The organism is Micromonospora sp. NBRC 110009 (assembly GCF_030518795.1).
In the GTDB taxonomy this organism is placed as follows: Bacteria; Actinomycetota; Actinomycetes; order Mycobacteriales; family Micromonosporaceae; genus Micromonospora.
The window spans coordinates 1117379-1143196 of the sequence record NZ_CP130427.1; the positions used below are offsets into that span (position 1 = coordinate 1117379).

Genomic DNA, 25818 nt, shown 5'->3' on the forward strand with positions numbered 1-25818 from the left:
TCGTCGGGCTGGTGAGACCTTAACGATCTACTGCCCGAGGGCGGAAAAGGGGACTGTGACATGGCCGCTCAGGCGACGGCGACGGCGACGGCGACGGGGACGGGGACGGGGACGGGGACGGCGAACGCACAGCGCAGCTTCTCGTTCCTGCAGATCGCGATCGCCCTGCAGACCCTGACCATCTTCCTTCAGGCGGTCTCCGCCGGACTGCTGCTGACCTCGTCCTACGGAGAGACGCTGCACAGTGTCGGAGCACGGGTGATGTACGGGGCGTCGATGCTGTACGTGCTCGCGGCGGTGCTGGCGTGGAAGCCGGGCGGCGGCTCCCTCCGGCCTGTCTGGCACGCGTCAGGTTTCCTCGTACTCGCCTCGGTCCAGGTCGTGCTCGGCATCGCGCACGTCCCGTCGGTCCATCTCCCCCTGGGGGTCTTGATGTTCGGCCTGAGTGTGCTGGCGCTGGCCCGGCGCTAAGGTCCGATACGGGGCCCGAGATCAACTAGTCCGCTTGAGCCCGCTCCCCCGCGTCGACGACTGAAGCCTGGCGCGGTAGGGCAGAGCTCACCGGCTCGGTCAACGTCCGCCAGAGGAACTCCAGCGTCAGCGCCGAGATGAACGCACGCTGCTCGTTGTTCGCGGCGGCACCGTGCCCGCCTTCGACGTTCTCGTAGTAGGACACGTCGTGGCCGTGTTCGCGCAGCCGGGCTGCCATCTTGCGGGCGTGCCCCGGATGCACCCGGTCGTCGCGGGTCGAGGTGATGAGCAGGACCGGCGGATACCGCGTCCCACTGCGGATGTTGTGGTACGGCGAATACTCCCGCAGGTAGGCCCAGTCGTCCTCCCGGTCCGGGTCGCCGTACTCAGCCATCCACGAGGCACCGGCCAGCAGCCGGTGGTACCGCCGCATGTCCAGCACCGGCACGTGCGCGACGACGGCGCCGAAGAGCGACGGGTAGCGGGTCAGCATCACGCCCATCAGCAGCCCGCCGTTGCTGCCACCCTCGATGCCGAGCTGGGCCGGCGTGGTGATCCCCCGGGCAACCAGGTCGGCCGCCACCGCGGCGAAGTCCTCGTACGCCCGCGGCCGGTTCTCCCGCAGCGCCGCGCGGTGCCATTCCGGGCCGTACTCCCCACCGCCCCGGATGTTCGCCACGACGTACGTACCGCCGCGGGCCAGCCAGCCCCGGCCGGTGACGCCGCTGTAGTAGGGGGTCTGGGAGATCTCGTACCCGCCGTACCCGGTGAGCAGCGTCGGCCGGCTGGGCGCGTCCGCCTCCCCCACCACGAAGTACGGCACCCGCGTACCGTCGGCCGAGGTGGCGAAGAACTGGCGTACCGCCAAGCCCTTGCCGTCGAAGAACGCCGGCTCCCGCTTGAGGATCTCGACCGAGCCGCCGACCTGTCCGAGCCGCAGCGTCGCCGGTTGGAGGAACCCTTCCGAGGCGAGCAGATAGTCATCGCCGAGGTCCGGGTCCGTTTCCACGATCGAGCTGTGATCGTCCGCCGGCACCCCGGCGAGCGGCTCCCGCCGCCAGCCCGTCTCGCCCGGCGTCAGCACCTCCAACCGGCTCCGCACATCGGCGAGGGTGGCCAGGATCAGATGGTTCCGGGTCCATGCGTAACCGTCGAGCGCCGTGCGGGCGTCGGGCTGGAAGAGCACCGCCATCTCCCGCGCACCGGCGAGGAACGCGTCGAAGCGGGTCGCCAGCAGGGCACCGGCCGGATAGGTCGCTTCACCCAGCGCCCATGGCGAGCGCAGCCGGATCACCAGCCACTCCCGGTGTACGTCCCACTGGGCGTCCTCCGGCACGGCGATCCGGATCCGCTCGCCCGCCTCCGTCAGCAGGAAGTGCTCGCTGCGGTAGAAGTCCAGGATCCGGCCCACGAAGTCGCGCTCGAACCCGGGCGTTCGGTCGTGCGAGGCGTACACGACCAGGTCGTCCACGCGGCCCTCGCACACGATCTCGGCCTCGGACAGTGGCGTGCCTCGCCGCCATCGCTTGGCGATGCGCGCATACCCTGACGTGGTCAGCGAACCGGGCCCGAAGTCGGTGGCCACGTAGATGTGGTCGGCGTCGATCCAGCAGACGCCGCTCTTGGCCTCGGGAAGCGTGAAGCCGTCCTTGACGAAGGTCCGGCGGACGAGGTCGAACTCGCGGACGACCACCGCATCCGCGCCGCCTCGGGACAGGCTGATCAGGCAGCGTTGATAATCGGGTCGCAGCACCGTCACGTCGCTCCAGACCCAGTTCTCACCCTCTTCGGCGGCCAGCGCATCGACGTCGAGCAGCACGTCCCACTCGGGCTCCGGCCGGCGGTACTGGTCGAGGGTGGTTCGGCGCCAGAGTCCGCGGGGATGCGCGGCGTCCTGCCAGAAGTTGTAGTAGTGGCGATCCCCGCGCCATCCCGGGTAGGGAATGCGGTCGTCGGCGTCGAGCACCTGCCGGATCTCGGTCCGCAGGGCGGCGAACCGCTCGCCCTCGGTCAGCGCGGCCACGGTTTCCGCGTTGCGGTCCCGCACCCACCTGTCCGCGTCCGCACCATCAAGATCTTCCAGCTCGAGGTACGGGTCCTCGCCCTCATCGCTCAAGGTCGCCATCTTCGCAACTATCCCCGACGAGTGCCCCGCATCGATGTCGGCATGGCGACTCAGCCTGCCCAACTCCCCGAACCGCGCCCTGACCTGCGGGAACCGGCACTAGCCTGGGTTGAGCGAGGAGGCACGGCGCGCTTCCCTCCGCTAGCCGGCCATGTCGATCATGGGGGTGGCCATGCGCGGGCCGAGACGTGGCCGGGTCTGGGCGGCCGGGCTGTGGCTACGCCAGCGGCGGCGCAGGTGGCGCACCCGACGGGAACGCCGGACCGAGCGGAGCCTCCGCCGGCGGACGGACCACCGGACCGATCACCGGATGACCTGGCGGCACCACCACGGGCTGCGCTGGGCGATCATCGCCACCGCCACGATCCTCGTGGCGTGGACCATCTACTCGCTGGTGCTGACGGTCCTCGACACCGAGCCCGGTTTCCTGCCGATGTCGCGGTGGTGCGCGGGACAGCCGCCGAGGTCGTACTACTGCGGGCAGGTGGAGGGCTTCGTCAAGGGCCCGCTGATCGTGGGGCTCGGCCTCGCGGTGTTCATCTTCTGGCGGTATCTGCGGGTCCGCCGCTGGTACGACCGCAACGCCCTGCGCAACCGCCAGATGGTGATCGCCACCGCCGAACGCGACATCAGCGGCGTCCACGTGGTCGGCCGTGACGAGCTGTGCGAACTGATGATCCAACGGCTGCGCGACGAGCACCACCGCCGGCCGCTGGTGCTGGTGGGCGACATCGGCACCGGCAAGACGGCGACGCTGGTCCGCCTCGCGGAGCTGCTGATGGCCACCGACGTCGTACCGATCGGGATCGACCTGCGCACCGTCACCACTCCGGAGCAGCTGAACTTCCACCAGCTCGCCCAGGCGCAGTTCGAGCGCACCATCGACACCCAACTGCATGCCACCGGCGAGGCGGACAAGGTGTGGCGGCGGCTCTGGCTGGAGAACCGCATCGTCGTGCTCGCCGACGGCCTGGAGGAGGCCCTCGCCGACACCGCCCAGCCCGCCGACCGGGACAGCCTGCTGCGCGAGGCCATCCGGGGCGCGGTCCGGGAGCGGCTCCCCCTGGTGGTCGCGTCGCGCCCCGCCGATCCGCTGCGCGGGCTGGACGCGCTGCTGCTGCAGCTGGAGCCGCTCGCCCAGGGCCCCGCCCTGGAGTACGTGCAGAGCCGCAGCCGCCGCTCGGACGCCGGGCAGCGGTCGGATCGGATCACCGGGCTGGTCAAGGCCGCCGACGTCGCCGAGTCACCGTTCTTCCTGCGGGTCATCGGCCAGCTCTACGAAATCGACCGCCTCGACCGGGTCGAGCCGGCGGGTCGGGGCAGATCCGCGCTGCGCTGGAGTCTGCTGGAGGAGTGGTACGAAGCCACCCTCGCCGGGGACCTCTACGAGGACTACGGCATGCCGCCGACCGAACGGTCCGACGCCATCGAGGTGCTCTCCGCGCTCGCCTGCCTCGGGCTGCGCGACAACCAGCAGTCGGTGCGCACCACCGCACTCAGCGGCGCCGACGGCACGCCGGACGCCGGCCGGCAGTGGATCCTCGCCGAACTCCGATCCCGGCTGCACAAGCTCAGCGCCGACAACCCGCAGGACATCGGGCTCGCCGAGACCACCGGGGACGCGCTCAACATCGTGGTGAAACGGCAGGACGGGGTGCGCTTCCAGCACGGGGTGATCCAGGCGTACCTCGGCTCTCGCTTCCTCGCCGCCGCCCTGCGCGACGACGCCTTCCTCGATCGGGCCCTCACCCGCAACCACGGCCCCGGACGGGAACTGCTCGCGGCCCTCACCCTCTATTGCCGCAGCGGCGGGGTGTTCGAACGGCTGGACGGACGGCGGATGCCGCCGTCCGCACCCGGAAGGCTGCACCGCCTCGGTGACGCCGTCCGGCAGACCGTACGCATCCGCCCGAGCGCCGCGGACGCGACGGTCACCCGGAACCGGTCGATCAGCCTCGTCCAGCGGCTCTGCGCCGAGGCGACCGGGACGCGGAACCGCACCCGGGCCCTGGAGATGTTCGCGACCGCGCTGGAGATGGACGCCGCCAGCGGGCACCCGCTCCACCGGAAACTCGCCGACGCGATCCGCGTCGCCTGGCCCACCTACCAGGGAGACGGCTCGGTCACCGACCGCCCCCTCGAAGACGCCAAGATCGCTCTCGTGCACCGGTACGGCGACGCCGCCCGGCAGCTCGGAAACCGGCCTCCGGAAGGCGGGCCCCGGGGCCAGCAGCCCGAGCCGCAGTACCGGCAGCTGTTCCAGATGATGGCCGAGGAGACCTCCTACCTGCCCCGCCTGGCCGCCGCCCGGGAGATCGCCAGCGGCGGCGACGCAGCCGTCCGCGCGCTGCACGACCTGCTCGACGAGCCGCCGGAGACGGCCGACACCCTGGGCCGGGAACGCCTGGAGGAGCTGCGGACCTGGATCGCGCCGTCGCTGTTCCTCTTCGCCGAGGGTGCGTACGCCCCCGGCGAACCGGACTGGCGGGGCGTGGCCCGGGAGACCCTGCGACGCTGGGTGCACCGCCTGGCCACCGACGCGTCGGACGGGGCCCGCGTCTACGAGCTCACGCTCGCGCAGGGCTTCCGGCTGGCGGCCAACTGCCGCACGTACCCGGCGCACCGCAGCATCCTGATCGAGGAAGCCGAGAAGGCGCTGCGCTACTCCCGGTTCTGGTACTCGCACCTGGTGCTCCTGCAAGCGCTCACCCTGCTGGCCCTGCCCCGCGATCCCAGCGAGACGCTGCGCGAGCGGGGTCACGGTTCGGACCCACGCGGCCTGGTCACCTTCTGGACCTCGATCGCCGGCGGCGGGCACCGTGCCCCGCAGCCCGGCAGCGGTACGGCACACCCGCTCGTCCTCGAGGTCGCCGATCTGTGCGTCGAGGCGCTCACCGACCGCCATCCGGAACGGCGCTGCTGGGTTGACGAGCGGGAGATCGTCGGACGGGTGGGAGCGGCCAGCTCCCAACCCGGCGTCCGCCGGATGCAGGACTCCTGGCTGCCGCCGTCGCACGGCTGGGCCGTCCTGGAACCGCGGGCCCAACGGTTGCTGGCCGACGTGATGCTGCTGCTCAACCTCGCCGACCGGGGACAGGACAACTCCGAGCGGGCCCGCCGGCTCAGCCGAGCCAGCCGGGCCGAGCTGCCCCCGTGCCTCACCATCGACCGCAGCGCCATGCGGGTCACCCTGAGCCGGCGCCAGGCCCACGACGTCCAACCCGGCTCCACCTGCATCGACGACTGCCCGTTCCGGCTGTGCCCGCTGCCGCCGAAGGGAGACGAGCTGCCGTACCAGATGGACGAGGCGTTCTGCGCCCACCAGATCGATCTCGTCGGGCACTGGTTCCGGGCTCCGGGGCGGGCGGACTGGCAGGCGGTGAACCGGGAGGATTTGCGGACTTTCTGGCGAGAGATGTCCGAGCGAATGGCCCCCGCCTGGCGGAAGTGACGATCAGCCGGCTCGGTCGTCAGCGCAAACGCTGGTCGGTCGACGGCTGGTGGCTGTGGGGCCGACCGCAGCGAGATCGTGGGACGGATTCTAGGCTGGGTCCGAGCGTTGGAATGATAGGAGGGAGGCCGCCGTGAGCCAGACCGAGAGAACCGACACCTTCGAGGAGTGGAACGTGGTCGAGGACGACGGTGTCCTGGACGCCTCGGACACCCTGGACGACCGGGTCGGCGATCCCCTCGACACCGGAATCGCCGCCGGAGACCGCTGGACGGGTGCGAACCGGTTCGGCACGACACCCGCAGAGGAGCGGGCGGGCGAGCCCCTGGAGCAGCTGTTGGCCCAGGAGGAGCCGGACATCGACCCGTACGCCGAGGCCGCCGACGACGAGGACGAGCTGACCCGGCGTGGGTACGAGCGCGAGAGGCGCGCGGGACGCCTGGTCGCCTACGACGAGGGCCTCGGCGAGGACGAGGAAGCCGACTCCTTGGCGTGGGATGTCGGGATCGACGGGGGTGCGGCGAGCGCGGAGGAGGCCGCGGTGCACCTGGTCGACGACCCCAACGGCCCGGGCGAGGGCCCGTTGCGGTGAGGCGGACCAGCTCAGCGCTGCCCGGCGCGCAGTAGCAGCCGGGGCGAACCCCGCCCTGGCCGGTTCAGGCGTACGCCAGGGCAACCCTGCGATGTTCGGGGTCGTCGGTGCGCTCGGCCAGTGCCCGTAACTCGGACGATGCGGTGGCGGGGTTGCGGGCGCGCCAGGCGTGCATGAGGGCGGCGGCGGTTTCCGCCGGACTGCCGGTGGCGGTGGCGACCACCACCTCCGCGGTCTCATCCGTCAGCTGGTCGATGGTCGGCACGGCGACGCCCTGCTCACGTAGGTGCCCGGCGAGCAGGCCGACACCCAAGGGGGTCAGGGCGACAACGGCTTCGCCCTTCTCGATCGCGCCGAGCCTGGACAACTGGTCGAGCAGGCGGTCGGTGTCGTTGTCGGCGAGCTGGCGCCAGCCCCGCTCCTGCTCTTCGCTACCCGGGTCGAGCCCCAGTCCGTCGCACGCGGCCTGGTAGGCGAGCCGCCTCAGCTCGTCAATCTCGAGGGGTTCCGGCGCGAGGAACAGGGCCATGGCCACGGCGAACACCGCGTCGTCGAACCGCCACCGCAGCACCGACTCGGCCCACCCTGCGCCGCAGACCGCCTCGCCGAGCTCGAACAGTGCGGTGAACGCCCGCCCGGCCAGCGCGAGCTGGTCCGCCAGCACCTTCGCCGCGCTCTTGACCGGCACGAGCCGCCCCTTGACCACCCGTATGACGCGGGCAGCCCGGGCCCAGGCGACCAGCACGGTGAGCCCATGCAGCTCCTCGCTGCTGCGCGTGGCGAAGACCCGGTCGCCGATCTTGGGGTCGATGACGTCGCCGGTCTCGAGCAGCGCGACGAGTTCCCGCGCGTCGGCCAGCCGCAGCCGGCCGGTGGCGGTGAGGGCTCGCCCGCCACCGAGCCACCGCACCAGCTCCCGCAGCCGGCGTACGACAGCGGACTCGGCGGCCAGCCCGCGGAGTGTGTCGTCCTCGGGCGCGGCCACCAGCGGCAGCGGCGGATGATGGTCGGGATCTTCGCCGAGCAAGTGGTTGGCCATCACCTGGTTCAGCAGGTTCTTGTCGACGGCGACGCGGCCGGCGTGCAGGTCGGCGATGAACCGCTCGGCGGCCACCTGATCGGCGGGGTCGATGCCCTCGTGGAGCATCCGGGTGGCCCAGAACTTCGCGAGCCCGTACCGGCTCTGGTCCGCCATCGCGTCGGCGAACGGCGCGGCGAGCTTGTCCAGGGCGGCGTGCAGCAGGTGCCGGTCGGCGCAGCGCCGGTCGGCGAGGTCCTGGTCGAAGAGGAAGTCGACGAACGCGCCCACGGTCGGCGTGACGGCTGGCCACTGCTCCGGCCGCATCGTCACCTGGCGGGGGAACCAGTCGAGCAGCGCCTCTTCGAGGTCCTCGGGCTGCCATCGTCCGAGAAGGCCGTCACCGTCGGCCCAGCGGTGGTCGAGCAGCGCCTCGACGACGAACAGGTCGACCTGCCGGGGGTGCCGCCGGGCCCAGCCGCCGAACCGCCACTTCAGCCGGTCCCGGGCGGGGATGAAAATCGGGTCCGGCGCTGAGGTGTAGACCATCCGCATGACGGCCGACACTACCGGGACCCTAGGGTGCGGTGAGTTTGCCGGCGCCCGATGGTCCTACCCGGGTGACGACCTCCGCGATCTCCTTCGCTGTCGGCGCGACTCTGACCCGCGCGGACATCCCCGCCCTCTGCGCTGACCTGGCCGAGGTGCTGCGTGGCCGGGACCGTGGCGTGGTGGTCTGCGACGTGACCGGGGTGCGCCCCGACGTGGTCGCGATCGAGGCGCTGGCCCGGCTGGGCCTGACCGCGCGGCGGCACGGCTGGCGGCTGGTGGTGAGCGGCGGCAGTGCCACTGCTGGAGCTTGCCGACCTTCGGCATCTGCCGGCTCAACCGAGCCTTGAGGGCCAGGACCAGGGCACCTGTCGCCGGTCTGGCGGCACGTGGCCTGGCGGATTGCACTGCACTGGACTGGCGTCATGGTTCGGCGATTGAGCCGCACGGAAATCGGGGTTGACTCGGTGGGTGTTCCCGGGGCGTACTCGATATACGTTCCCGCACCGCGGCTGGCGCGTCCGGCCAGGAAGACGAGCGCGGGCGCTCTCAGCACCGGGTGCCTGCTGTTGTTCGCGCTGGTGTTGCGGGGGACATGGAGAGATGGGAGGTCCCGCATGAAGGATCACTCGTCGGCGAGTTGAGCCACACCACTGTGGCGCTCGCCGAGCGCTGCCGGTAACGAGAGTCGTGACCCGTGTGGCGCGCCCTGGCCGTCTGCCCTCCTGCCCTGCCCGTTGACCTTGGCCTGCGGTACGGGTTGTAGCGGCACCCGCCGACCGGGTGCCTGCCCCCGGGATTGTTTTGCCGGCTCGATCACAGAGAAGTATTGGCGACTTCCGCACGAACAAAGGGTTCCGCCTTGCCGGGCATTCCCCGGCAAGCGTCGCGCCCGCGCGAGAACCGACCCGGTTCGCGTAGGCGCAACCGACGGCGCTGCCTCATCGCTGGTGAATCCCTACAAATGAAGCTGGAGCACGAACATGATCTCGACCTTCGTCAATCCGAAAAGGCTGGCAGTTGCCTTACCGGTCCACCGGACCAGGGTGACGCCATTCGAGGCTCTACACGGACGACGTGTCGACAGGTGGTGGGCCGTTGGCACCACGTGAGCAGCAGACGCCGGACCTGCCCAAGGAGGTGCGGTCGGGGCGGGAGCGGCTGGAGAACCGGATCCAGGTGCTGATCATGTTGTTGATCGGTGGCGCGGCCGGCGCAGCCTCGTTCCGTCACGTCCATGACGTCGCGGCGGCGCACGGCCAGCCGGGATGGCTCGCCTGGGCCGACGCTGTCGTCCTGGAACTGGCCTCCATCGCCGCCGGCCTCGAACTGCGCCGCAACCGGCGCCTGGACAAGAGCGTTGCCTTCCCGGCGACCGTGCTGACCGTGGCGGTGTTCCTGTCCCTCGCAGCCCAGGTCGTGGAGGCCGAAGCGTCAGTGATCGGCTGGGTCGCCGCCGCGCTGCCGGCGCTCGGCTTCCTGACCATGGTGAAGATCGCCCTCGGCCGCGCCGACCCCGCCCCACCCGACCACACCGCCCAACCCGCACCGGGCGAGCCAGGACCACCGCGGATCGTGGACGCCGCGGTCCCGGACACCCGCGAACCGGTCCCTGGACCGCCGCTGCCGGTCCCCACGAGCACTGCCACGGTCCGGGACCGCACCGCCACGGTCCCGGCTAGAGCGGACCAGGACCCAGCGGTCCCGGACCGCCGCCGCGGCGGCCCGCCGGTCGGGGACCGGGGCCTGGAGATCCCCGCGCTGGTCCCGGCCGCCCGGACCGCCGCCCACACGCTCGCCATCCACGGGACACCGCTGTCCCGCAAGGAACTCGCCCGGCAACTACGCGCGGACGGGCACCACCTGTCCAACGCCACCGCTTCAGCACTCGTGCGCGTCCTCCGCGCCGAGGCCACCCCACCGGCCCCGGCCTCGCCGAACCTGTCACACCCGGAGGCCGCCTGACAGACCGAAAACCGGTGACTCCTGTCAGACCACGCTGCCTCGGTCAGACCAGCGCCTGTCAGGAAGCCGGCCGCCGGACAGAACCTGACCGGGCCTGTCAGAGCGAACAACCGTCCCGCCCGCAGCGGCGCGGCAGCCAGTGCACCTGCTGCCCCTTCAGCTGAATCCCGATCCTCAAAGGAGCAATGAGCATGCTGATCCAGGTCAACGACCCCCACCCGCGCCACCAGCGCTGCCTCCGATCCGCGTCACCCGCCCTCTCACACCTGGATCCAAGCGGTCTGACCGGTCATGCCGGTGTCGGTGTCGATCTCCGTCTGACCGTCTGCCTTGATACTGACCCCCAAGCCGACCCCGCTTTCTCGCTGACAGCCCAGGTCAGGGCCGCTGTCAGCGGCGCCGATCGGTTCCAGACACACCCTCATGTGTGGGGTGTCCCCCCAGGGGCCGCCCATGCGTAAACCGCTACCGGCACCAGATCCGCTGCTGCGCCTGCAGGCCAGCATCACCGCCCGCGACGACCGCCTCCTCGCCTGGCTCTACGACCACGGACTGCTGACCACCGACCAGATCGCCGCCGCCCTGTTCCCGTCCCTGGATTTCGCTCAACGCCGGCTGCGCCGCCTCACCATGCTTCGCGCGGTGGACCGGTTCCGACCCAACAAACCCGACGGTGGCTCCTACCCGTACCACTACGTTCTGGACCAGCTCGGCTACAGCCACGTCCGCGCCCAACGCGGCCTCGGGCCACCACGCCGGGACCAGGCCCGCCGCCGCAAGCAATCCCTCACGTCACGCCCGGACCTGCCCCATCTGCTCGGCGGCAACCAGGGGAGTTGCCCCCTGGTCCTGGACACTTGAGCCTTGGATCGTGATGGTCCGGGGAGATCAGGAGTCCCTGACAGATGGTGAACAAGCACTACCCCGCCGAGTTCAAGGCCGACGCGGTCGCGTTGTACCGGTCTCGGCCGGGGGCGACGATCGCGCAGATCGCTGACGATCTGGGCGTCAATCGGGAGACGTTGCGCAGTTGGGTCCGCGCTGATGATCAGCGTCGGGGCGCAGCGGCCGGGCCGGCGGCGCCGCCGGCGTCCGGGTCGGTGGAGGATGAGAACGCGGCGTTGCGGCGGCGGGTGCGGGAGTTGGAGGAGGAACGGGACATTCTGCGGAAGGCGGCCCGGTATTTCGCCGGGGAGACGCGCTGGTGAACCGCTTCCAGTTCGTCGCCGACCATCAGCAGCGCTATGGCGTGAAGCGGTTGTGTCAGATCCTCGGGGTGTCCCGCTCGAGCTTCTACTACTGGCGATCGGCCGCCGAAGCGCGGGCCGCCCGGCAGGCCGCGGACGTCGCGCTGGCCAGCCGGATCCGGGCGGTGCACGCCGAGCACGACGGCACGTACGGAGCACCACGGATCACCGCCGAGCTGCGCGATGCCGGGCAGTTGGTCAACCGTAAGCGGGTCGCGCGGGTGATGCGCCGCTTCGGCGTGCAGGGTCTGCGGTTGCGCAGGCGAACTCGTACGACGGTGCCGGACCCGGCCGCGGCGAAGGCCCCGGATCTGATCGGCCGGCACTTCACCGCCCCCGCGCCGAACCAACGCTACGTCGGCGACATCACCTACCTGCCGGTCGGTGACCGCGGATTCCTCTACCTGGCCACCGTCCTCGACCTGCACTCCCGGCGCCTCGCGGGCTGGGCGATCGCCGACCACATGCGCACCGACCTGGTCATCGACGCCCTCCACGCGGCGCAGCGCACCCGGGGCAGCCTCGACGGGGCGATCATGCACACCGACCACGGAGCTCAATACACCTCCCGGGCCTTCGCCGCCGCCTGCACCACGGCAGGGGTCCGGCAGTCAATGAGCGCGGTCGGTAGCTCCGCCGACAACGCGGCCGCGGAGTCGTTCAACGCCACCTTCAAACGCGAGACCCTCCAGGGCCGCCGCGCCTTCACCGACAAACGCGAAGCCCGACTCGCCGCATTCCGCTGGCTGCACCGCTACAACACCATTCGACGCCACTCCCGGCTCGGACAGCAATCACCGATCACCTACGAGAAGAACACCCGCCCAGCGCCAGCTACGCTGGCCCCGGCCGCATAACCCCCGTGTCCAGGATCAGGGGTCAAGCCCCCAGGTCTTCATCGACCTCGCCTGCCACGCCCGCACCCACCCCAACAGCCGCCTGGACCGCTGGCAGCCCGCGTCCGCCTTCCACGACCCCGGCGGGTTGTACCGCGAAGGCGGGGACCCGCAGATCATGGTCCACGGACCGAGCGGCTTCCCCCGCCCGGACGGCGCCGGCGTGTGGACCGAGCAGGACCGCTCGGTGCCGTTCTTCCTCGAATACGACACCGGCCGGGAACGCCTCGACATCCTCACCGAGAAGATCGCCAAGTACGAACGCTTGTACGCGATGAGCACCTGGGCATGGCCGGTCCTGTTCCACCTACGGTCGGCGCGACGGGAGGCAAACCTGCACCACCGCCTCACCGGCACCACGCCACGAGCGGTCATCGCCACCACCACCGCCGACCTACGCTCCGCCACCGGCGCGAGCCCCGCCGAGCAGGTGTGGCACCCGATCGGTCTCGGCGCCGGCCGTCGCCGCCTCATCGACCTGCCCTACATCGACACCGACCACGACGCCGAGTTCCCCACCCGCACCTCGGCCGGCCCGCACGGGCGCGCATTCTGATTGCCTTGACGGTGTGAGCAGCCCCGTTGACCGGGCTGCTCACACCGTCAATCCCGTCCCGGCGGGTGCGGTGGGACCGGAAGAGGGCTGGCACCTGCGTCCGAGCGGTGAGCCAGCCGCGAGGTCACTGCCCCGCAGATACTGACCCAAGCGATCACCACTGCTCGCCGGGAAGCGCTGCTCACTCCCGCTCAGACGGCACATCTTCGACGTCAGCTGAACAAGAAGCTGCACCGCGGGGACCGTCGGTGACGGATCAGCCTCCTGTCAACCGCCCGGTTCCCGCGGCCCGCAGTGCCACGTCACCGCCGAGCAACCTGCGCTCACTGCAAGACCGTCTACGCAATGCCGCCAGGAACCAGGGAGCGCTGTTCGGGCGGCTGCAGCGCCAGCTCAGCGCACTGGTTGTCACCGAGATGCTTACCCGGGTCAAGCAGCCCATCAGTGGCCCACCGCTGCTGGTCAAAGGTGGAACCGCGCTCGAGTTCCGACTCGGGCTATCAGCATCACGCACCTCCAAGGATCTTGATGCTGTCGTGCGTGGCGACCTCGCTGACTTCGTGTCCCGCGCGGCCGAGGCAGTCAAGATCCCCTGGGCCGGCTTCAGCGGTCGCGTCACCCGCCAAGCCGAGGCGGATATCCCCGGCCTGGCAGTCAAGCCTCGCCGTTTTGAGGTGAAGCTCAGCTACCACAACAAGCCGTTTGCCACAGTCCCCCGTAGAGATCAGTGCCGCTGAGCCAGGCGTGGCCGCCGAGTACGACGAGGTCAGCGCGCCCGCGCTTGACGGTCTCGGGTTCGAGCCCGCCGCACCCGTTCCCTGTCTGTCGATCCGCTTTCAGATCGCTCAAAAGATCCACGCCTGTACCGATCCGCTAACCCCGGGCTTGGTGAACACGCGTGCCCGCGACCTCGTGGACCTACTGCTGCTAGAACCACTCGTCGGTGATGACCAACTCCCTGAAGTACGGGAAGCCTGCGAGCAGGTCTTCGCCGCACGTGCGCGTCATTCGTGGCCCCCGGTGCTGCAGGTGCCTGCCATCTGGGCCGACCTATATCCCTCGGCAGCCGAAGGCCTCGAAGACTACGTACCGGCTGATGTGCAGCAGGCTGCTGAAGCGGTCCAACTGTTCATCAACCGCATCGTCACAGCCGACCACGGCGATGAGAGCCCGGCCAATGAGCGCTCCGGGCCTAGCGACGCTCAGCCCGTGAGGAGCTAAACATCGTTAAGGCTGGCCTGCTGCACCGCCGCATGGACGGTATGAGTAGCCCGGCTGACCGGACTGCTCATACGGTCTATACCGCGTCGGCGGGTGAGATCCCCCCGCTTTCGCGGAGTGGTTGATGTTCCGTGAAACCGGGGGGACCTCAGGGTGCGGTAGGACCGGAAGCCGGGCTGGCACCTGCGACCGGGCGGCGAGCGTGTGGTTGGCGCGTACCTCCGTCAGGTCGGCGTCACCGAGGAGATGGGTGTCGACGGCAGCCTCGGCACGGGCCCCGGGAGGACGCCGAGAGCCAGCCCGGCCAGGGCGGCTGCCACGATCTCCCCGGCGTGGCGGAACTGGGATAGACCAGGAGTAACAGCGGTCATGCCGTGACCCTGGCGGCGCCACAGAACGACGTACCCAAACACCACCAGATACTTCGGCGAATTGTGATCTCAGGATGGGTCTACCGGGGAGGCAGGGGGCGCGGCTTCGGCACCTGCCGGTTGAAGCGGGGCTTGAGGGCCAGGACGAGGACTTCCTTCGTACCCTCCGGGTTGTCGGTCTCCTGCCAGCGGACCTCGCGCCGGCCCAGCCAGCGGGAGATGCCCTGCCTTGTCGTCACTTCGGTTGGCGTGTCGACGAAGCGGCCGACCTGCTCGTGCAACACCGACGAGCCCCGGTTGCCGGTCAGGTGCTGCCGGAGGCGGTTGCGCAGGTTCCCAGTCCAGCCGACGTAGACGACCGTGCCGGGTCGAGGACCACATGCACGCCGGGCGAGGTGAGAGCGCCGGCGGCGGCTTCCATCGTGTACGGCTGGGGAGCCGTGAAGTCGGCCAAAAGGTCGTCGGCGTCGAGCATCCCCGGACGGTACCGGCCTCAGCGCTCCCCCGTGGTCCCACACGATCCGGAGTGCCCGTCGCGAAGCCGGCACCGCCGGCCGTCATCGAGCCGCGCGTCGCACCAGACGCGGTGGCGGAGGTGCTGGCTGTCCTCCTCGCTGAGGGTGGTCTCGCCGAAGTCGAAGGCGGCGACGTGGGCGAGGGAGCCGCGCAGCGCGCCGGCCAGGTCGGTGGCGGCATCCTGGCTGGTCAGCTTGGTGGGCAGGTGGATGATCCAGCGGGGTGCAGTCATCGCTGCCACCGATTGTTGGGTGACCAGTCCGGCTCGGTGAAGCGGCAGCCGGCGTGGCGCGACTGCCACTGGCGTAGGGCCTGGCGGATGCGCTCGGCCTCGGTGTTGGCGGTGGTCAGCTCGCGGTGCAGGCGGTCGAGCTCGTCGGCGAGCTGGTTGAGGTAGGCGTGGACCTGGTCGGGGTTGAGGCCGCGCCAGCGGGTGTCGAAGGCGGCGGCGCGGATCTGGTGCGGTCGCAGGCGTTCTCCGGTCACGTAGATCACGGCTGCCTCGCTGTCTGCTCGGCGACCAGGGCTTCGATGTCGCACTCACTCAGGCCGCGCTCTATCAGGACCCGGTGGCCCCAGCGGTGCAGGCGGCATGGGTGCGGGGCGCGGTCGTTGCGACAGCGCGGGCCCTCGGGCCACTGCTCGGCGGCGTGCACGGTGACGGCCTTGACGGCGAAGGTGACGTCTTCGGCGGTGACGTAGGGCGGTAGGGGTAGTTCGCCGAGCATGTCGTCGATCGAGTCCATGTCGCTCCCTTGCCGGATGGTTGGGCGCCGAGGCAGGCGGAGTCGACCGTTACGACCGCGCGTCCGTACCGGCCGGAGCCCAGCACCCGCCCCGGGCCTCTTATGTGCCGCCCCTCATTCCGAGCGGCGAATGTCTTGCCACCTGGGCACCTGCTGGTGGTCGGCCACTTCTGCAGCAAGCTTGGTGCGGGTGCCGGGGCAGCCTTGGTCTGCCGCCCCGGCACTGATCGGGCACTGGTGCCCGGACGAGCCGTTCTGGTGCCAACCCGAGCGACTCGGGGACAACCTATGTCACTAGGGGCTATAGGTCAACCAGGAGGAGGAGGTGAGAGGATCGGCGTTAGGTGCCAGCCCGGAAGGATCTCGTGTGTCCCCTATCCCGCTCAGCTACACCGACATCGCCGCCGACATCGCGGCAAGGATCAAGAAGGGCGAGTACGAGCCCGGAGCCAAGCTGCCGTCGTACTCCCAGCTCGCCGACCTCTACTCTGTGTCATTCTCCACCGCAGCTCGTGCCATCGCCCTGCTTCGCGACCGGGGCATCGTCGTCGGGGCACCGGGCCGCGGCGTCTTCGTCGCCGATCAACCGAGCGGATAGTCCGACGCACAGGCAAATACCGATCCTCCGCCTGGCCACCCCGTGGGTCCGAAAGGATCGGCGGCCAGGACGATTTCGCCTCGTTCGATATGACCGAATGCCCCAAAACTGAGCCATGATCACGTCTCAGACCCGGACGGGTCTGTTCCCGCAAGGCCTGAAGATGACATCATTTGATCATGAAGCCTCGCATCGTCCGGACGCACGACATCCTTCGCTACGCGCGCGACGCCAGCCCCCTCCAGGAGACGCTGGACGGCTATCTCAACTACTACTTTGTGATGCCGTCGCCGGACAGCAGCCTTCCGCGCATCATGCTGGAGCGAGGAATCAACGCGCCGGCAAACGTGCACGCGCCGGACGGGGTACGGCGGCCGGTCGTTGCCCTCCGATCCAGCCCTTGGAAGGCTGGGCACGCAACCAATCCCTGGTACGACGAGTTCGACCTGGACCACGGCCACGTTCGCTACTACGGAGACCACAAGGTAGACACCCCGGGCTCGCTCGGCACCACCACGGGCAACAAGGCTCTCCTCGCGGCCTGGCCCCACTTTGCGGCCTCCAGCATGGAGGAACGATTGCTTGCGCCGCCACTCTTACTGTTCCGCTCAGCGACGGTAGAGCGAGACGGGCAAACCCTGGTGAAGGGCCACGTGGAGTTCTGCGGGGTCGGCATCCTTCAGCGCCTCGAGCAGGTTGTGCAGCACGATGAAGCTACGGGCCGCAGCTACCCGAACATTGCCCTGGACATCGCAGTTGTAGACGCCTCCGACCGCGGCGACGCGATCGACATGCGCTGGATCGACGACCGCCGCAACCCCGAGATGGATAGCCTCCAGGCAAATCGGTACGCCCCGCTCTCTTGGAGTCGCTGGGCCAGGGAAGGTCACCAAGCACTTCCGCGAGTCCGACGCTCCGTCATCCCTTCACCACGACAAGGCTCCTGAGCCTCCCTTCCGTCCGAGGCTGATCCGCCACTCAGAATGCGCGTGAGATGCCTCGGGCCCTGCACCAGCGACGTCTGCAGGGGCGGGCGCGTGAGAGGAGCGTCGCATCCGCGACCTCCCATCGGCGAGACGTGGACGGTCTTCGGTTACGCTGCTGGGCCGCACGCGCCCACCGACGGTGCCGTTGGCAAGCACTGCACGGACGGGTGGCGAAGGGATGTCGTAGGTGACCGGTACGGTGGGCGCAAACGTCTCCGGATCCGTTGGTCGACGAAGGAAGAGGCCGGTTGGAACAGCTCTCCCGCTCCCGCCATCGGGCGGCTGGCGCGCCTGCACGGCACCTCCGAACTTGATCAATACCATGGCTCCACCGCCCCTAGCGACTCATGCGTGGTGGCGTCTTCCCGGCAGGAGGAAAGGGTGACGGACACGTTGGAGGACGGGTCGGACAAGCTTCGAGTCGTCGACCTCTTCGCCGGTTGCGGCGGTCTGACCTCCGGCTTCCACAGCACCGGCCGTTACCGGTCCGTGGGGGCCGTCGAATTCGACCTCGCCGCTGCGTCGACGTACGCTGCGAATTTTGGCGAAGAGAACGTCTACTGGGGCGACATCGCGGAATGGGTGAAGGGCGACCTACCGTCGGCTGACGTCGTAATCGGCGGCCCACCCTGTCAGGGCTTTTCCAACCTGGGCAAGCGCGACATCGGTGATCCGCGCAACTCCATGTGGCGCCAGTACGTCAAGGCCCTGGTGAAGATCAAACCTGCGGCGTTCTTGCTCGAAAACGTGCCACAGTTCGAGCGCTCCAGCCAATTCGACAGCTTTCGTAAGGAGATGGAACCGGGCGGACAGCTCAGCGACTATTGGCTGACCTGCAAGCCGGTTCTCGCCGCGAATTTCGGAGCGGCGCAGCTGCGCCGCAGGTTCATCGTTATCGGGACGCTGAAGGACTACCCGAAGATACAGGTGCCGGAAGGAAATGTACCCCGAAAAGAATGGAGAACCGTACGCGACGCCATCTGGGATCTCCGCAACTCCGTTATCCCGGAGAACACCGAGCTTCCGGACGACACTGACCGATTCTTCGGGCAGCAGGTACCCGGAGCCTTCAAGGCGTCGTCCCTGGACTTCGCACGACGGTACGCGGAGATTTCGCTCGAGCGGATGAGGAGCATCCCACCGGAGGGTGATCGGCGTAGCATCCCGCAGCATCTCCTTCCCCCATGCTGGGTGGGGCGGACCGACGGCATGGACGTGTTCGCGCGCCTGCGCTGGGACCGACCGTCGGTCACCATCAGGACCGAGTTCTTCAAGCCGGAGAAGGGTCGTTACCTGCACCCTGAGGAACACCGGGCATTGAGCCACCACGAGGCGGCACTGCTGCAGGGCTTCAAGGACGACTTCAAGTGGTGCGGAACCAAAATTCAGATCGCTCGACAGATCGGCAACGCCGTGCCCGTCGAGCTGGCGGCGGGACTGGCGAATCACATCGCCGACACGTTGGCGCGCCGCTGATGAGGGAACTCCTCACCGGGCAGACGTCTGAGCGTCTCAATCGTCAACTCTGAACAGAGGTCTCGAATCTGCTGGTCGGTCAGAGCCCTTACGTCGACGAATGCCAGGTATCGCATCAGCCTCAGTGTGACATCGCGAATCACCTTCCTCCGGGGAGCATTCCCCGAGAGCTCTGTGACGGCGCGAGCAGTTTCACGTACCAAGCGCGGGTCACCGCCGATACTGCGACGTTCTAGCAGCTGGTTGAGGTCACTTTCGGTAAGCGCAGCGAGAATCTGCTCATGGCCAGCGAAGACGATTGCCTGCCACCACAGTCGCGCCCAGGTATGTCTGGTCAGGTCGGTGGCGACCCATCTTTCCCGGTTGTCCGTGCCGAAGCGCCATTTGGTCAGGTGCGGAAGAGCGACCAACGAGATGAAGGACCACAGATCCCGGTTGCCGGCTTCGGCCCATGACAGATCCATATGGCTGCGCAAGAGAGCGGCTGCACTCCGATCGAAGGCGACTCGTGCCTCGGGGGCGGCCGACTCCGGGAAGCCGTACGTCTCTCCGAGCGACGAGACGGCATCGATGAGCTCGCCGACCCGGTGACCGGATACCCGACCACCGACAGGTGCCCAAATCTGGTCCGGGTGGCTCGGGCGTTGAGCGGGCGTACTCCCATTCTTGAGCTGGACGTACATCGCTGCGGCGACGACCGCCGGCAGATGCGGCCAGAGGTCGCTCACTGGAACACCCGTCCCCTTCCAAGGCGCCTGACCGCCCCCGAGATCTGCGTCCTGAATTCGGCCAGATCTACGGGCGACGGTGGAGCTGGCCCTGACAACGGCGAAGCCGCCAGCGTTCTGGAGAGGACATCTCCGACACTGTCCGGTGGCCATTCATCACGATCACGAAGGTCGTCACGAAGGTGCAGTGCAAGCTCGAGAAGCAAGCCAGCGATCCCCGCCTGCAACTCGTCGAGCAAAGCCTGTTGCCTCTTGTCCTTGGCACCGCGGGCGACCGCTGCGCTCAACTCCCGGTCGCGTCTGTTGATGAGCACACGAAACGTTCCGTAGAACGGCGCAACCAGATCCGTGCTGGTCTCGAGATGCCAGCTCGCAGTCGGCGAGAGCCGAGTCTGCGCGAAGTCGATTTCACTGACCGGGAACATAGAGGAGACGTTCTCCAATACCACCCGCTGGACGTGCTCGGCCAGCACGGACCCCGGAACGGCGGCAACTCCGACCGCTCGCCCGACCGGTGGATGAACGAGGCTGACTGTAGCCCGAAGCGTCAGGACCCCTGACAGACGCTCCCCGACGAGGATCGTGTCCACGACGGCGCCGCCACCGGCGTCGAACCGCACCGGAGGAGACGCCTCAGTCATGTCCGTCGTCGAACTGGTCCACGAGACGGTCAAGGCTACGTTCGCAAGCTCGACTCCCGTCTCCTGAAAGAACCTTGTGGCATCGACCTGCACCCGTCCCCCGATGCGAAGGTCCGTCGCCGGATCCCAACCGTCGAGCTCGTCCGGCAGGGGGCGCCACTCATGGCCATCGAGCAGCAGCCATGGTTGCCAGACCACCGTGCCGGCTTGGGGTACGAGATAGGGACGCACCTCAGCTGGCACTGGAGGCCTCCTGGCTCACTCGAAAGCGCACGACCGCATCCGGCAGGTAGGTGGCGTACACGTACCACTCCGACTCCTCGCCCGGTGGCACTTGGATACTCCTTCCCTGTACGACGACGTCGCCGTTGGCGGACTGCCATTGCATGACCTGCGGCAATGCGGCACCCAAAGGTGGCTCGCTCTCCCGACCGCCGCCTTCGACGACCACCTCGACGTCCGCGGACACGATCCTCACCTTCACGTCCGCAGGAACCCTGACCGGTGCTACGAGGTACGGGTGTCCCTGATGAATTCGCAGGGACGGCGTACCGGTCAGGCGTGCTCTCCCTCCGCGCCGGGACGTTGTACCACCGAACGAGCCTCCGCCGAACGACGGACCTGGACCGTCACCCCCGCTGGAGCTACCTCTACTCTCGGGTCCTTCAGTGTTGTGGCCGCTATCGAGCCGAGCGGGCACGATGCCGGCGAGCAGGACCGCAAGCTCCCCCAGACCCTGACCACCCGAGCCGCCAGCCTGGGGTCCGAGACCGAGTTTCTCGTCTAGCTGCTTCTGCACGAAAGCTCGCGCTCCGAGCACGACGCCACGAGCCGAACCGCTCAGCCCTTTGGAGATCCAGTCGTCGTGCGTGGGCGGCTCGGCGAGCGCGAACAGCGCATCGGAGTCCTCTGACGCCTTGAACACCGCGCCATACAAAAGGCGCGCGTCAGGGTGCATCGGTCCGGGCATGTAGTCCACCACGAGTTCAGCGACGCGCATCCGGGCGACGTGGTGGGAAGGTCCCTCGAACGGCCTTGCCGCTGTGACCGACAGCCGCCGGTTTCCGCCGTCGGCCACCCCGAGGGCCATCGCAAAGGAGCCCGCGTGCTTCGGCCGGACGGTGCGCGAATAGGCCGCTCCCATGCCCGCCCGAACATCGCGCAGCGCCTCGACGAAGGGTGCCAAGTCGTCGACGGTGTCGGGGGCCGGGACCGGAACCGATGAGCCATTGACGCCCACCACGAAGCGCATCTGACGGCCGTGCTCGTCCGGAACCATCTTCGGCCACAGATTCCAGAGAATTGACGAGGTGATGAACGTCGCGGCCTCGGCGGGCGTCCTCTCGCGGGAGTCCGACTCCGATCCGGCGGGACCCAGACCGGCGGCGAGAACCACGATGTCGGTCCCGGTGCGGCCGTCGGCGAAGCCCGGCAGGCCCAGGGCCTCCGCCACCGCGTCGGCATCCCCGTTCAAGAGGGGATCTGGCACGTCGTCAGTCGCCACCTGCCCCCACCAGTGGCGGCCCGTGAAACGTCGGTCTTCGAGGTACCAGCTGTGACCGAGGGCAGCGCCCATCAGCCGGCGCCCGGCCGGGCCGCCTGCTGCCGTGTTGGTGTCCACAAGAATGGTCCCGGCCCGGCTGAGTCGGTAGAAGATGCCCTTGCCGAATCCGTACGTGCCACCACCGAACTGATGGTCGCTCGGTTCCCCGACGTTCCGAAGGAACTGCACGAAGTCCGGTCTCTCGTCGTCCGTCGCCCGCTCTCCGGCACGGAGCGGGCCGCCCAGACCTACGGTGTTTCGGTCCGAGACCACCAGCACCGCGGCGTCGGGCCTCAGAGCTGCGTCGAGGTCGAGGTCCGACTCCGCGAGTGGCCCTGGCAGCAGTAGGTTCCGCCATGCCCCTACCGTGTCGCCCAGCACGCGGACGTCGATACCGAACTCCACGAGGCCATCCGGGAGGTGGGCGTCCCAGCTGTTCTGCGCGGCCTCTCTAACCAGAACGGTGAGCGGATCGAGTGCTGGCCTGCCCAGCTGCTTGACGATGCCTTCCGCGGCGGCCGATCCTTCCGGCGCGAATGGCTGTGACCACCATCGAGCCTTCATCGCACTGCCTCCTCCGCGATCTCGGAGAGCGAGGCGCCAGCGGCAAGCGGAAGCAGCGCGGCAAGGTCCACCTGGTAACTCAGCTTGTCGATGCCGCTTGGCAGCCCCCCGGCGACGAGGGACGTTGGTACGACACGAGGCGTTTCTCCGTCCACGACCACCCTGAGCACCTCGCCGACAGCGAACATGTCGAGGTCGGGTCGATCGGGCTGTTCGGACCAGCCCACTGCCGAAAGACGGGTCCGGAGGTCGGATCGCGACGCGACGACACCGCGGAGCCAGCGGACGCGGTCGCTCACACTGCTCCCGTCAGGATCTTCCAACACTCTGATCAGGACAAGATCCAAGGGGCGGTCGTCATGCGTGTTCAGCTGCTCCAGCCCGTGGACGATGATGCCGTCGCCCACGGCACTCAGGGCCTTGACCTCCAGGCACCGAGCCGTCGACTCGAAATCGTGCGGCTCGTTGAGGGGTCCACGCCATGCTTGTACCGGGAAGCCGGGATCTGCTTCGACGAGGGCGGAGAGCATCACCAACTCGGCGAACAGCCCGAGCTTGGCCTGCCGGGACATGCCTCGGAGAAGCGAGCTTCGGAAGAGTCTGCGCCAACGGGTGACTGCTTCGACGGCCGCCGATGCAGGTCTCGGCGCGTCCGATACCGCCTCCAGTACATCGGTCACGACCTCGTCGAACTCGGGGAACAGGTCGGCCTCGGCGCATGAGACGTCGATGTAGGTAAGCGCCGCCCCTCCGAAGCCGAGCTTGCGGATCGCCAGCCTGAGCACCGCCGGTTTCGTGTCGACGGTCACCGCTTGATCGCCCGCCGGTACGAGAAGGTGCCGGGCGCCGGCGGCATCGAGCGCAACGCGGCAGGGCTCCTTTCCGCACAGGACCTCGAGCGGGAAGGAGGTCAGCGCCTTGCCACGTGGCGGTACCAGCACCGCCCACGCGCGCTCCAGCATGTTCGGCTCGGACTCCCTCACGCCAGCCCCTCGGTATCCACGTCGAGCGCCTCGTCGACGTTCTCGCTCTCGACGTCCGTGAGGTCCACGGCGACATGGGTGGCCTGGACGCTCTTGGTCCGGACATCTCCCGGGAAGGTGATGCCCATTCCGACCACTGGTTCCACGGCGCTAAGCGGGACACGCAACGGATGAGCATCGTCCGTCTTCTGCTTTTGCTTTGCCGGCTCGCTGATCGGATCGATCAGGTAAAGGACGACGAGACCGCGGTCTCGGCAGACCGGGTGGTTGTTACGCAAACGAACGAGCTCGCTCTCGCTCAGCGCCCGTGCCTGGGCAAGCGTCAGACCGAGGTCGAGGGCTCGGTCTTGCTTGCTCATCAGAGTCTTGATGTCGGCACGCTCGCTCTGACCGTCGTTCAGACGAGACCTGATCGAGAATCTGATGTCCAGGCCGCCCAGCTTCGCCTCCGAGCCCTCGCCGATTACGACGGCGACCGACCACGTGGATAGGCTCGGCGGGTCGCTTGTGAGCTGTTGATCGATGTACCTGACCATGAGCGTCGTATCTAGGTCTGGCGAGTCCTCGTGCACCTTGTAGCGCTTGAGGAAAGCCTTCACGAGCGACACCGGGACGTCTCGGACAAGCCGGGCCCCGTCCACGCCTTCGTCTACCTGGCCGTGTCGGACCGCATCTTGGACGAAGCTTTCCGCAGCATGGCGGTTACTCTCGAGCCAGTCAGTGTCCCTGTGACGGAAGTACCGGGTTTGAAGCCGGCGTCCGGCGTACGAGATGAAGGCCGGCTGAGCGGCACCCATCTTGGCGGTGATTCGAAGCGCAGGATGTGTGCGGATTCGCACCGCCACCTGGGTGGGGGTCAGGTTCTCGCGCTGGTACCGGTCGATGTCATCACGCATCTCGTGCTCGACTGTCGCCAGGTGCCGAAACGCTGCAGCAAGACTGGGCGTCATCCAGATTCGGGGCAGGTCCTCGAAGCCGGTGCGATAGCCGAACCAGCGGCCCATTTGAAGCAGGGTGTCGTAGGCCGTCGCACCCCGTACGAAGAAGCTGACGACGAGGCCCTCCAAGGTCAGGCCACGAGAAAGTGTGTTACCACCGACGGCGATCGCTACCGCGGACGGCTCGGAGTAGTCGAGCCGGTCCTGACTCCGATAGTTGTCGAGCACCACTCGGGTCGAGGCAATGACGTCGCCGAGGTGCGGCAACAGGTCCTCGAACAAGTTCTGCGTCCGGCCGAAGTCCTCGGCCGGAACCCGTGCCGACTCCTTCTCCCACAGGTTCCGCCAATCGTCGGCGACCCCGGGCCGACCGAAGGCCAGATCCGCCGCGGCCTTCTGTCTGAGTGCCTCGAGGGGCGCCCGGTAACTCTCGTGGACAGCAATCTTGACCGACGTGTGGATGAGCATCGTGCTGTGGTCCGTATCGCCGCGGGCCCGACGAGCGGCCGTGGCAAGCCAGAACCAACGAACGGCGGTGACAAGCTCGTCAACCATGGTGGGCGTGAAGCCGTCTGCCGGCTCCTTGCTCCCGGGGCGCAGCAGGGGAACGTCGTCCTCGTCCACCAGGCGGACCATGTCGTAGCCGTCCGGCGGCCCCTGCTCGTCGGCGTTCTCTCCTTCGACAGCATCCCGACCGAAGATCTTGTCAGGGCCGAAATACCCCTCGGGGCGTGGCAGATTGAGAATGAAGGATTTCGGATAGAGGTCATCCTGGGAAGGGTCGACGAAAACGTTCGCGAAGGGTGTCGCCGTGTAACCGACGTACGTGCATCGCGGCATGAGTCGCAGGAGTCTGCGAATGAGCGGATTGATCCTGCCGGTGGCCACCGACGCCTGGTCGGCCTCGTCATCGATGATCAATACCGGCGCGGACTCGAGCGCCTTTCTCCCGTTCGAGGTGTCCAGCCACTTGATGAGTTTGCCCAGGACGGCGGCATTCTTCTTCACCACGGCCAGGACTGTCTTCTCGGCGCTCAGAGCGGCTGAGGCGTCGTGCGAGGGCTTGACGAAGTCTCGCGTCTCCTCCGTCAGCGTCACCCAGCGGTCAGGGTTGAGCTCCTTCAGGTATTGATCCAGGCGCACCTGCGTCTGTCGGCGTAGGCCGTTGTGAATGCCGGAGAGCACAATGACGAGCCGGTACTGCACGTCGGCCAGTTTCGCCACTACGGCCGTGAAGTTTGTCGTCTTGCCACTCTGCACGTAACCGACCACGAGGCCCTTGGAGTCCCATTTCTGGCGGTCTGGGCGGGGCGTGTGAGCGACGACAGTGCTGGACGAGTGATCCACGGAATCGATCCGCGCGGTTGGCCAATCCTCCGCCTCGAACTGCGCCCTCAGCGCCTGCCAGTAGCGGTCTGACTCACCCGGCCCGCTGTACCAGTCGTCCGATCCGGCGGTGATGATCGGTGGTCCGCCCGCCTGCACCTTCGCCTTGTCGGCCTCGAACTGACACCTGAACTTCTCGACGGCTTCCCTCGACAACGACTCGGAGAAGCTCAGGACGGCCGCCTCAACGCCATGTCGCCTGGCCCAGTCCGCAAAGACGGCATACAGGCTCATGGTGACCACCTTTCCGA

23 protein-coding genes and 2 pseudogenes are annotated in these 25818 nt (G+C 68.4%); 13 read left to right on the plus strand and 12 right to left on the minus strand.

Annotated features, from left to right (window positions below):
- The first annotated feature begins 60 nt into the window (after positions 1-60).
- Positions 61-471, plus strand: a complete 411-nt coding sequence (locus Q2K19_RS05270) for a hypothetical protein (protein ID WP_302768089.1) — start codon at positions 61-63, stop codon at positions 469-471.
- Positions 472-496: 25 nt separating this feature from the next.
- Here Q2K19_RS05270 and Q2K19_RS05275 read toward each other — a convergent pair whose 3' ends face one another.
- Positions 497-2596: a prolyl oligopeptidase family serine peptidase gene (locus tag Q2K19_RS05275; protein ID WP_302768090.1), complete on the minus strand. Its 2100-nt coding sequence runs from the start codon at positions 2594-2596 to the stop codon at positions 497-499.
- Between the two features lie 151 nt (positions 2597-2747).
- Here Q2K19_RS05275 and Q2K19_RS05280 point away from each other — a divergent pair, with 151 nt between their 5' ends.
- Positions 2748-6047 (plus strand): NACHT domain-containing protein, encoded by a 3300-nt coding sequence (locus Q2K19_RS05280; protein WP_302768091.1) that lies wholly within the window; start codon positions 2748-2750, stop codon positions 6045-6047.
- 133 nt (positions 6048-6180) lie between these two features.
- Positions 6181-6639, plus strand: a complete 459-nt coding sequence (locus tag Q2K19_RS05285) for a DUF5709 domain-containing protein (RefSeq protein WP_302768092.1) — start codon at positions 6181-6183, stop codon at positions 6637-6639.
- 64 nt (positions 6640-6703) lie between these two features.
- Here Q2K19_RS05285 and Q2K19_RS05290 read toward each other — a convergent pair whose 3' ends face one another.
- The gene (locus Q2K19_RS05290) at positions 6704-8224 is read right to left on the minus strand and encodes a hypothetical protein (RefSeq protein ID WP_302768093.1); all 1521 of its coding nucleotides are present in this window, start codon (positions 8222-8224) and stop codon (positions 6704-6706) included.
- A gap of 53 nt (positions 8225-8277) precedes the next feature.
- Between Q2K19_RS05290 and Q2K19_RS05295 the strand changes: the two genes are divergently transcribed.
- The 7 genes and pseudogenes from Q2K19_RS05295 (at position 8278) to Q2K19_RS05325 (ending at position 14091) form a co-directional block, all read left to right on the plus strand.
- The gene (locus Q2K19_RS05295) at positions 8278-8556 is read left to right on the plus strand and encodes an STAS domain-containing protein (RefSeq protein WP_302768094.1); all 279 of its coding nucleotides are present in this window, start codon (positions 8278-8280) and stop codon (positions 8554-8556) included.
- An 838-nt stretch (positions 8557-9394) separates the two neighbouring features.
- Complete coding sequence (locus tag Q2K19_RS05300) at positions 9395-10171, plus strand: DUF2637 domain-containing protein (RefSeq protein ID WP_446839767.1); 777 nt, start codon at positions 9395-9397, stop codon at positions 10169-10171.
- Between the two features lie 453 nt (positions 10172-10624).
- Positions 10625-11002 (plus strand): annotated as a pseudogene (locus Q2K19_RS05305) (replication-relaxation family protein); the annotation flags it as partial.
- A gap of 74 nt (positions 11003-11076) precedes the next feature.
- A protein-coding gene (locus tag Q2K19_RS05310) for an IS3 family transposase (protein WP_302764626.1) occupies positions 11077-12275 on the plus strand; the annotation gives its coding sequence in 2 pieces (ribosomal slippage) (positions 11077-11365 and positions 11365-12275; 1200 coding nt in all).
- A gap of 4 nt (positions 12276-12279) precedes the next feature.
- Positions 12280-12870, plus strand: a pseudogene (locus Q2K19_RS05315) (replication-relaxation family protein); the annotation flags it as partial.
- A gap of 248 nt (positions 12871-13118) precedes the next feature.
- Positions 13119-13607 carry a nucleotidyl transferase AbiEii/AbiGii toxin family protein gene (locus Q2K19_RS05320; RefSeq protein WP_302768096.1) on the plus strand — a complete coding sequence of 163 codons (489 nt, stop codon included), beginning with the start codon at positions 13119-13121 and terminating at the stop codon, positions 13605-13607.
- Between the two features lie 7 nt (positions 13608-13614).
- Positions 13615-14091 (plus strand): nucleotidyl transferase AbiEii/AbiGii toxin family protein, encoded by a 477-nt coding sequence (locus Q2K19_RS05325; RefSeq protein WP_302768097.1) that lies wholly within the window; start codon positions 13615-13617, stop codon positions 14089-14091.
- A 451-nt stretch (positions 14092-14542) separates the two neighbouring features.
- Here the strand turns inward: Q2K19_RS05325 and Q2K19_RS05330 are convergent, their stop codons facing one another.
- From Q2K19_RS05330 to Q2K19_RS05350, 5 genes are read right to left on the minus strand one after another with little or no spacing between them, the layout of a single operon-like run.
- Positions 14543-14746 carry a hypothetical protein gene (locus Q2K19_RS05330; RefSeq protein WP_302768098.1) on the minus strand — a complete coding sequence of 68 codons (204 nt, stop codon included), beginning with the start codon at positions 14744-14746 and terminating at the stop codon, positions 14543-14545.
- Positions 14747-14766: 20 nt separating this feature from the next.
- Positions 14767-14937, minus strand: a complete 171-nt coding sequence (locus Q2K19_RS05335) for a hypothetical protein (RefSeq protein WP_302768099.1) — start codon at positions 14935-14937, stop codon at positions 14767-14769.
- A gap of 18 nt (positions 14938-14955) precedes the next feature.
- Complete coding sequence (locus tag Q2K19_RS05340) at positions 14956-15210, minus strand: hypothetical protein (RefSeq protein ID WP_302768100.1); 255 nt, start codon at positions 15208-15210, stop codon at positions 14956-14958.
- A complete protein-coding gene (locus Q2K19_RS05345) occupies positions 15207-15473 on the minus strand; it encodes a DivIVA domain-containing protein (RefSeq protein WP_302768101.1) in 267 nt (88 codons plus the stop codon). The genes Q2K19_RS05340 and Q2K19_RS05345 overlap by 4 nt, the downstream gene beginning before the upstream one ends.
- On the minus strand, positions 15470-15724 hold the full coding sequence (locus Q2K19_RS05350; RefSeq protein WP_302768102.1) for a hypothetical protein: 255 nt from the start codon (positions 15722-15724) through the stop codon (positions 15470-15472). Before Q2K19_RS05350 ends, Q2K19_RS05345 begins: the two co-directional genes overlap by 4 nt.
- A 367-nt stretch (positions 15725-16091) precedes the next feature.
- Between Q2K19_RS05350 and Q2K19_RS05355 the strand changes: the two genes are divergently transcribed.
- The 3 genes from Q2K19_RS05355 (at position 16092) to Q2K19_RS05365 (ending at position 18784) form a co-directional block, all read left to right on the plus strand.
- The gene (locus tag Q2K19_RS05355; protein WP_302768104.1) at positions 16092-16322 is read left to right on the plus strand and encodes a winged helix-turn-helix domain-containing protein; all 231 of its coding nucleotides are present in this window, start codon (positions 16092-16094) and stop codon (positions 16320-16322) included.
- Between the two features lie 179 nt (positions 16323-16501).
- A complete protein-coding gene (locus Q2K19_RS05360; protein WP_302768105.1) occupies positions 16502-17269 on the plus strand; it encodes a hypothetical protein in 768 nt (255 codons plus the stop codon).
- A 420-nt stretch (positions 17270-17689) separates the two neighbouring features.
- Positions 17690-18784, plus strand: a complete 1095-nt coding sequence (locus Q2K19_RS05365) for a DNA cytosine methyltransferase (RefSeq protein ID WP_302768106.1) — start codon at positions 17690-17692, stop codon at positions 18782-18784.
- Here the strand turns inward: Q2K19_RS05365 and Q2K19_RS05370 are convergent.
- Genes Q2K19_RS05370 through Q2K19_RS05390 form a run of 5 tightly spaced genes read right to left on the minus strand, consistent with a single transcriptional unit; the run spans position 18754 to position 25801 of the window.
- On the minus strand, positions 18754-19512 hold the full coding sequence (locus Q2K19_RS05370) for a hypothetical protein (RefSeq protein WP_302768108.1): 759 nt from the start codon (positions 19510-19512) through the stop codon (positions 18754-18756). The genes Q2K19_RS05365 and Q2K19_RS05370 overlap by 31 nt on opposite strands.
- Positions 19509-20396 carry a hypothetical protein gene (locus Q2K19_RS05375; RefSeq protein ID WP_302768109.1) on the minus strand — a complete coding sequence of 296 codons (888 nt, stop codon included), beginning with the start codon at positions 20394-20396 and terminating at the stop codon, positions 19509-19511. The genes Q2K19_RS05370 and Q2K19_RS05375 overlap by 4 nt, the downstream gene beginning before the upstream one ends.
- Positions 20386-22260, minus strand: coding sequence for a hypothetical protein (locus tag Q2K19_RS05380; RefSeq protein ID WP_302768111.1), 1875 nt, complete (start codon positions 22258-22260; stop codon positions 20386-20388). Before Q2K19_RS05380 ends, Q2K19_RS05375 begins: the two co-directional genes overlap by 11 nt.
- Positions 22257-23243, minus strand: a complete 987-nt coding sequence (locus Q2K19_RS05385; protein WP_302768113.1) for a PD-(D/E)XK motif protein — start codon at positions 23241-23243, stop codon at positions 22257-22259. Before Q2K19_RS05385 ends, Q2K19_RS05380 begins: the two co-directional genes overlap by 4 nt.
- The gene (locus tag Q2K19_RS05390; RefSeq protein ID WP_302768115.1) at positions 23240-25801 is read right to left on the minus strand and encodes a Z1 domain-containing protein; all 2562 of its coding nucleotides are present in this window, start codon (positions 25799-25801) and stop codon (positions 23240-23242) included. Before Q2K19_RS05390 ends, Q2K19_RS05385 begins: the two co-directional genes overlap by 4 nt.
- Positions 25802-25818 lie beyond the last annotated feature (17 nt).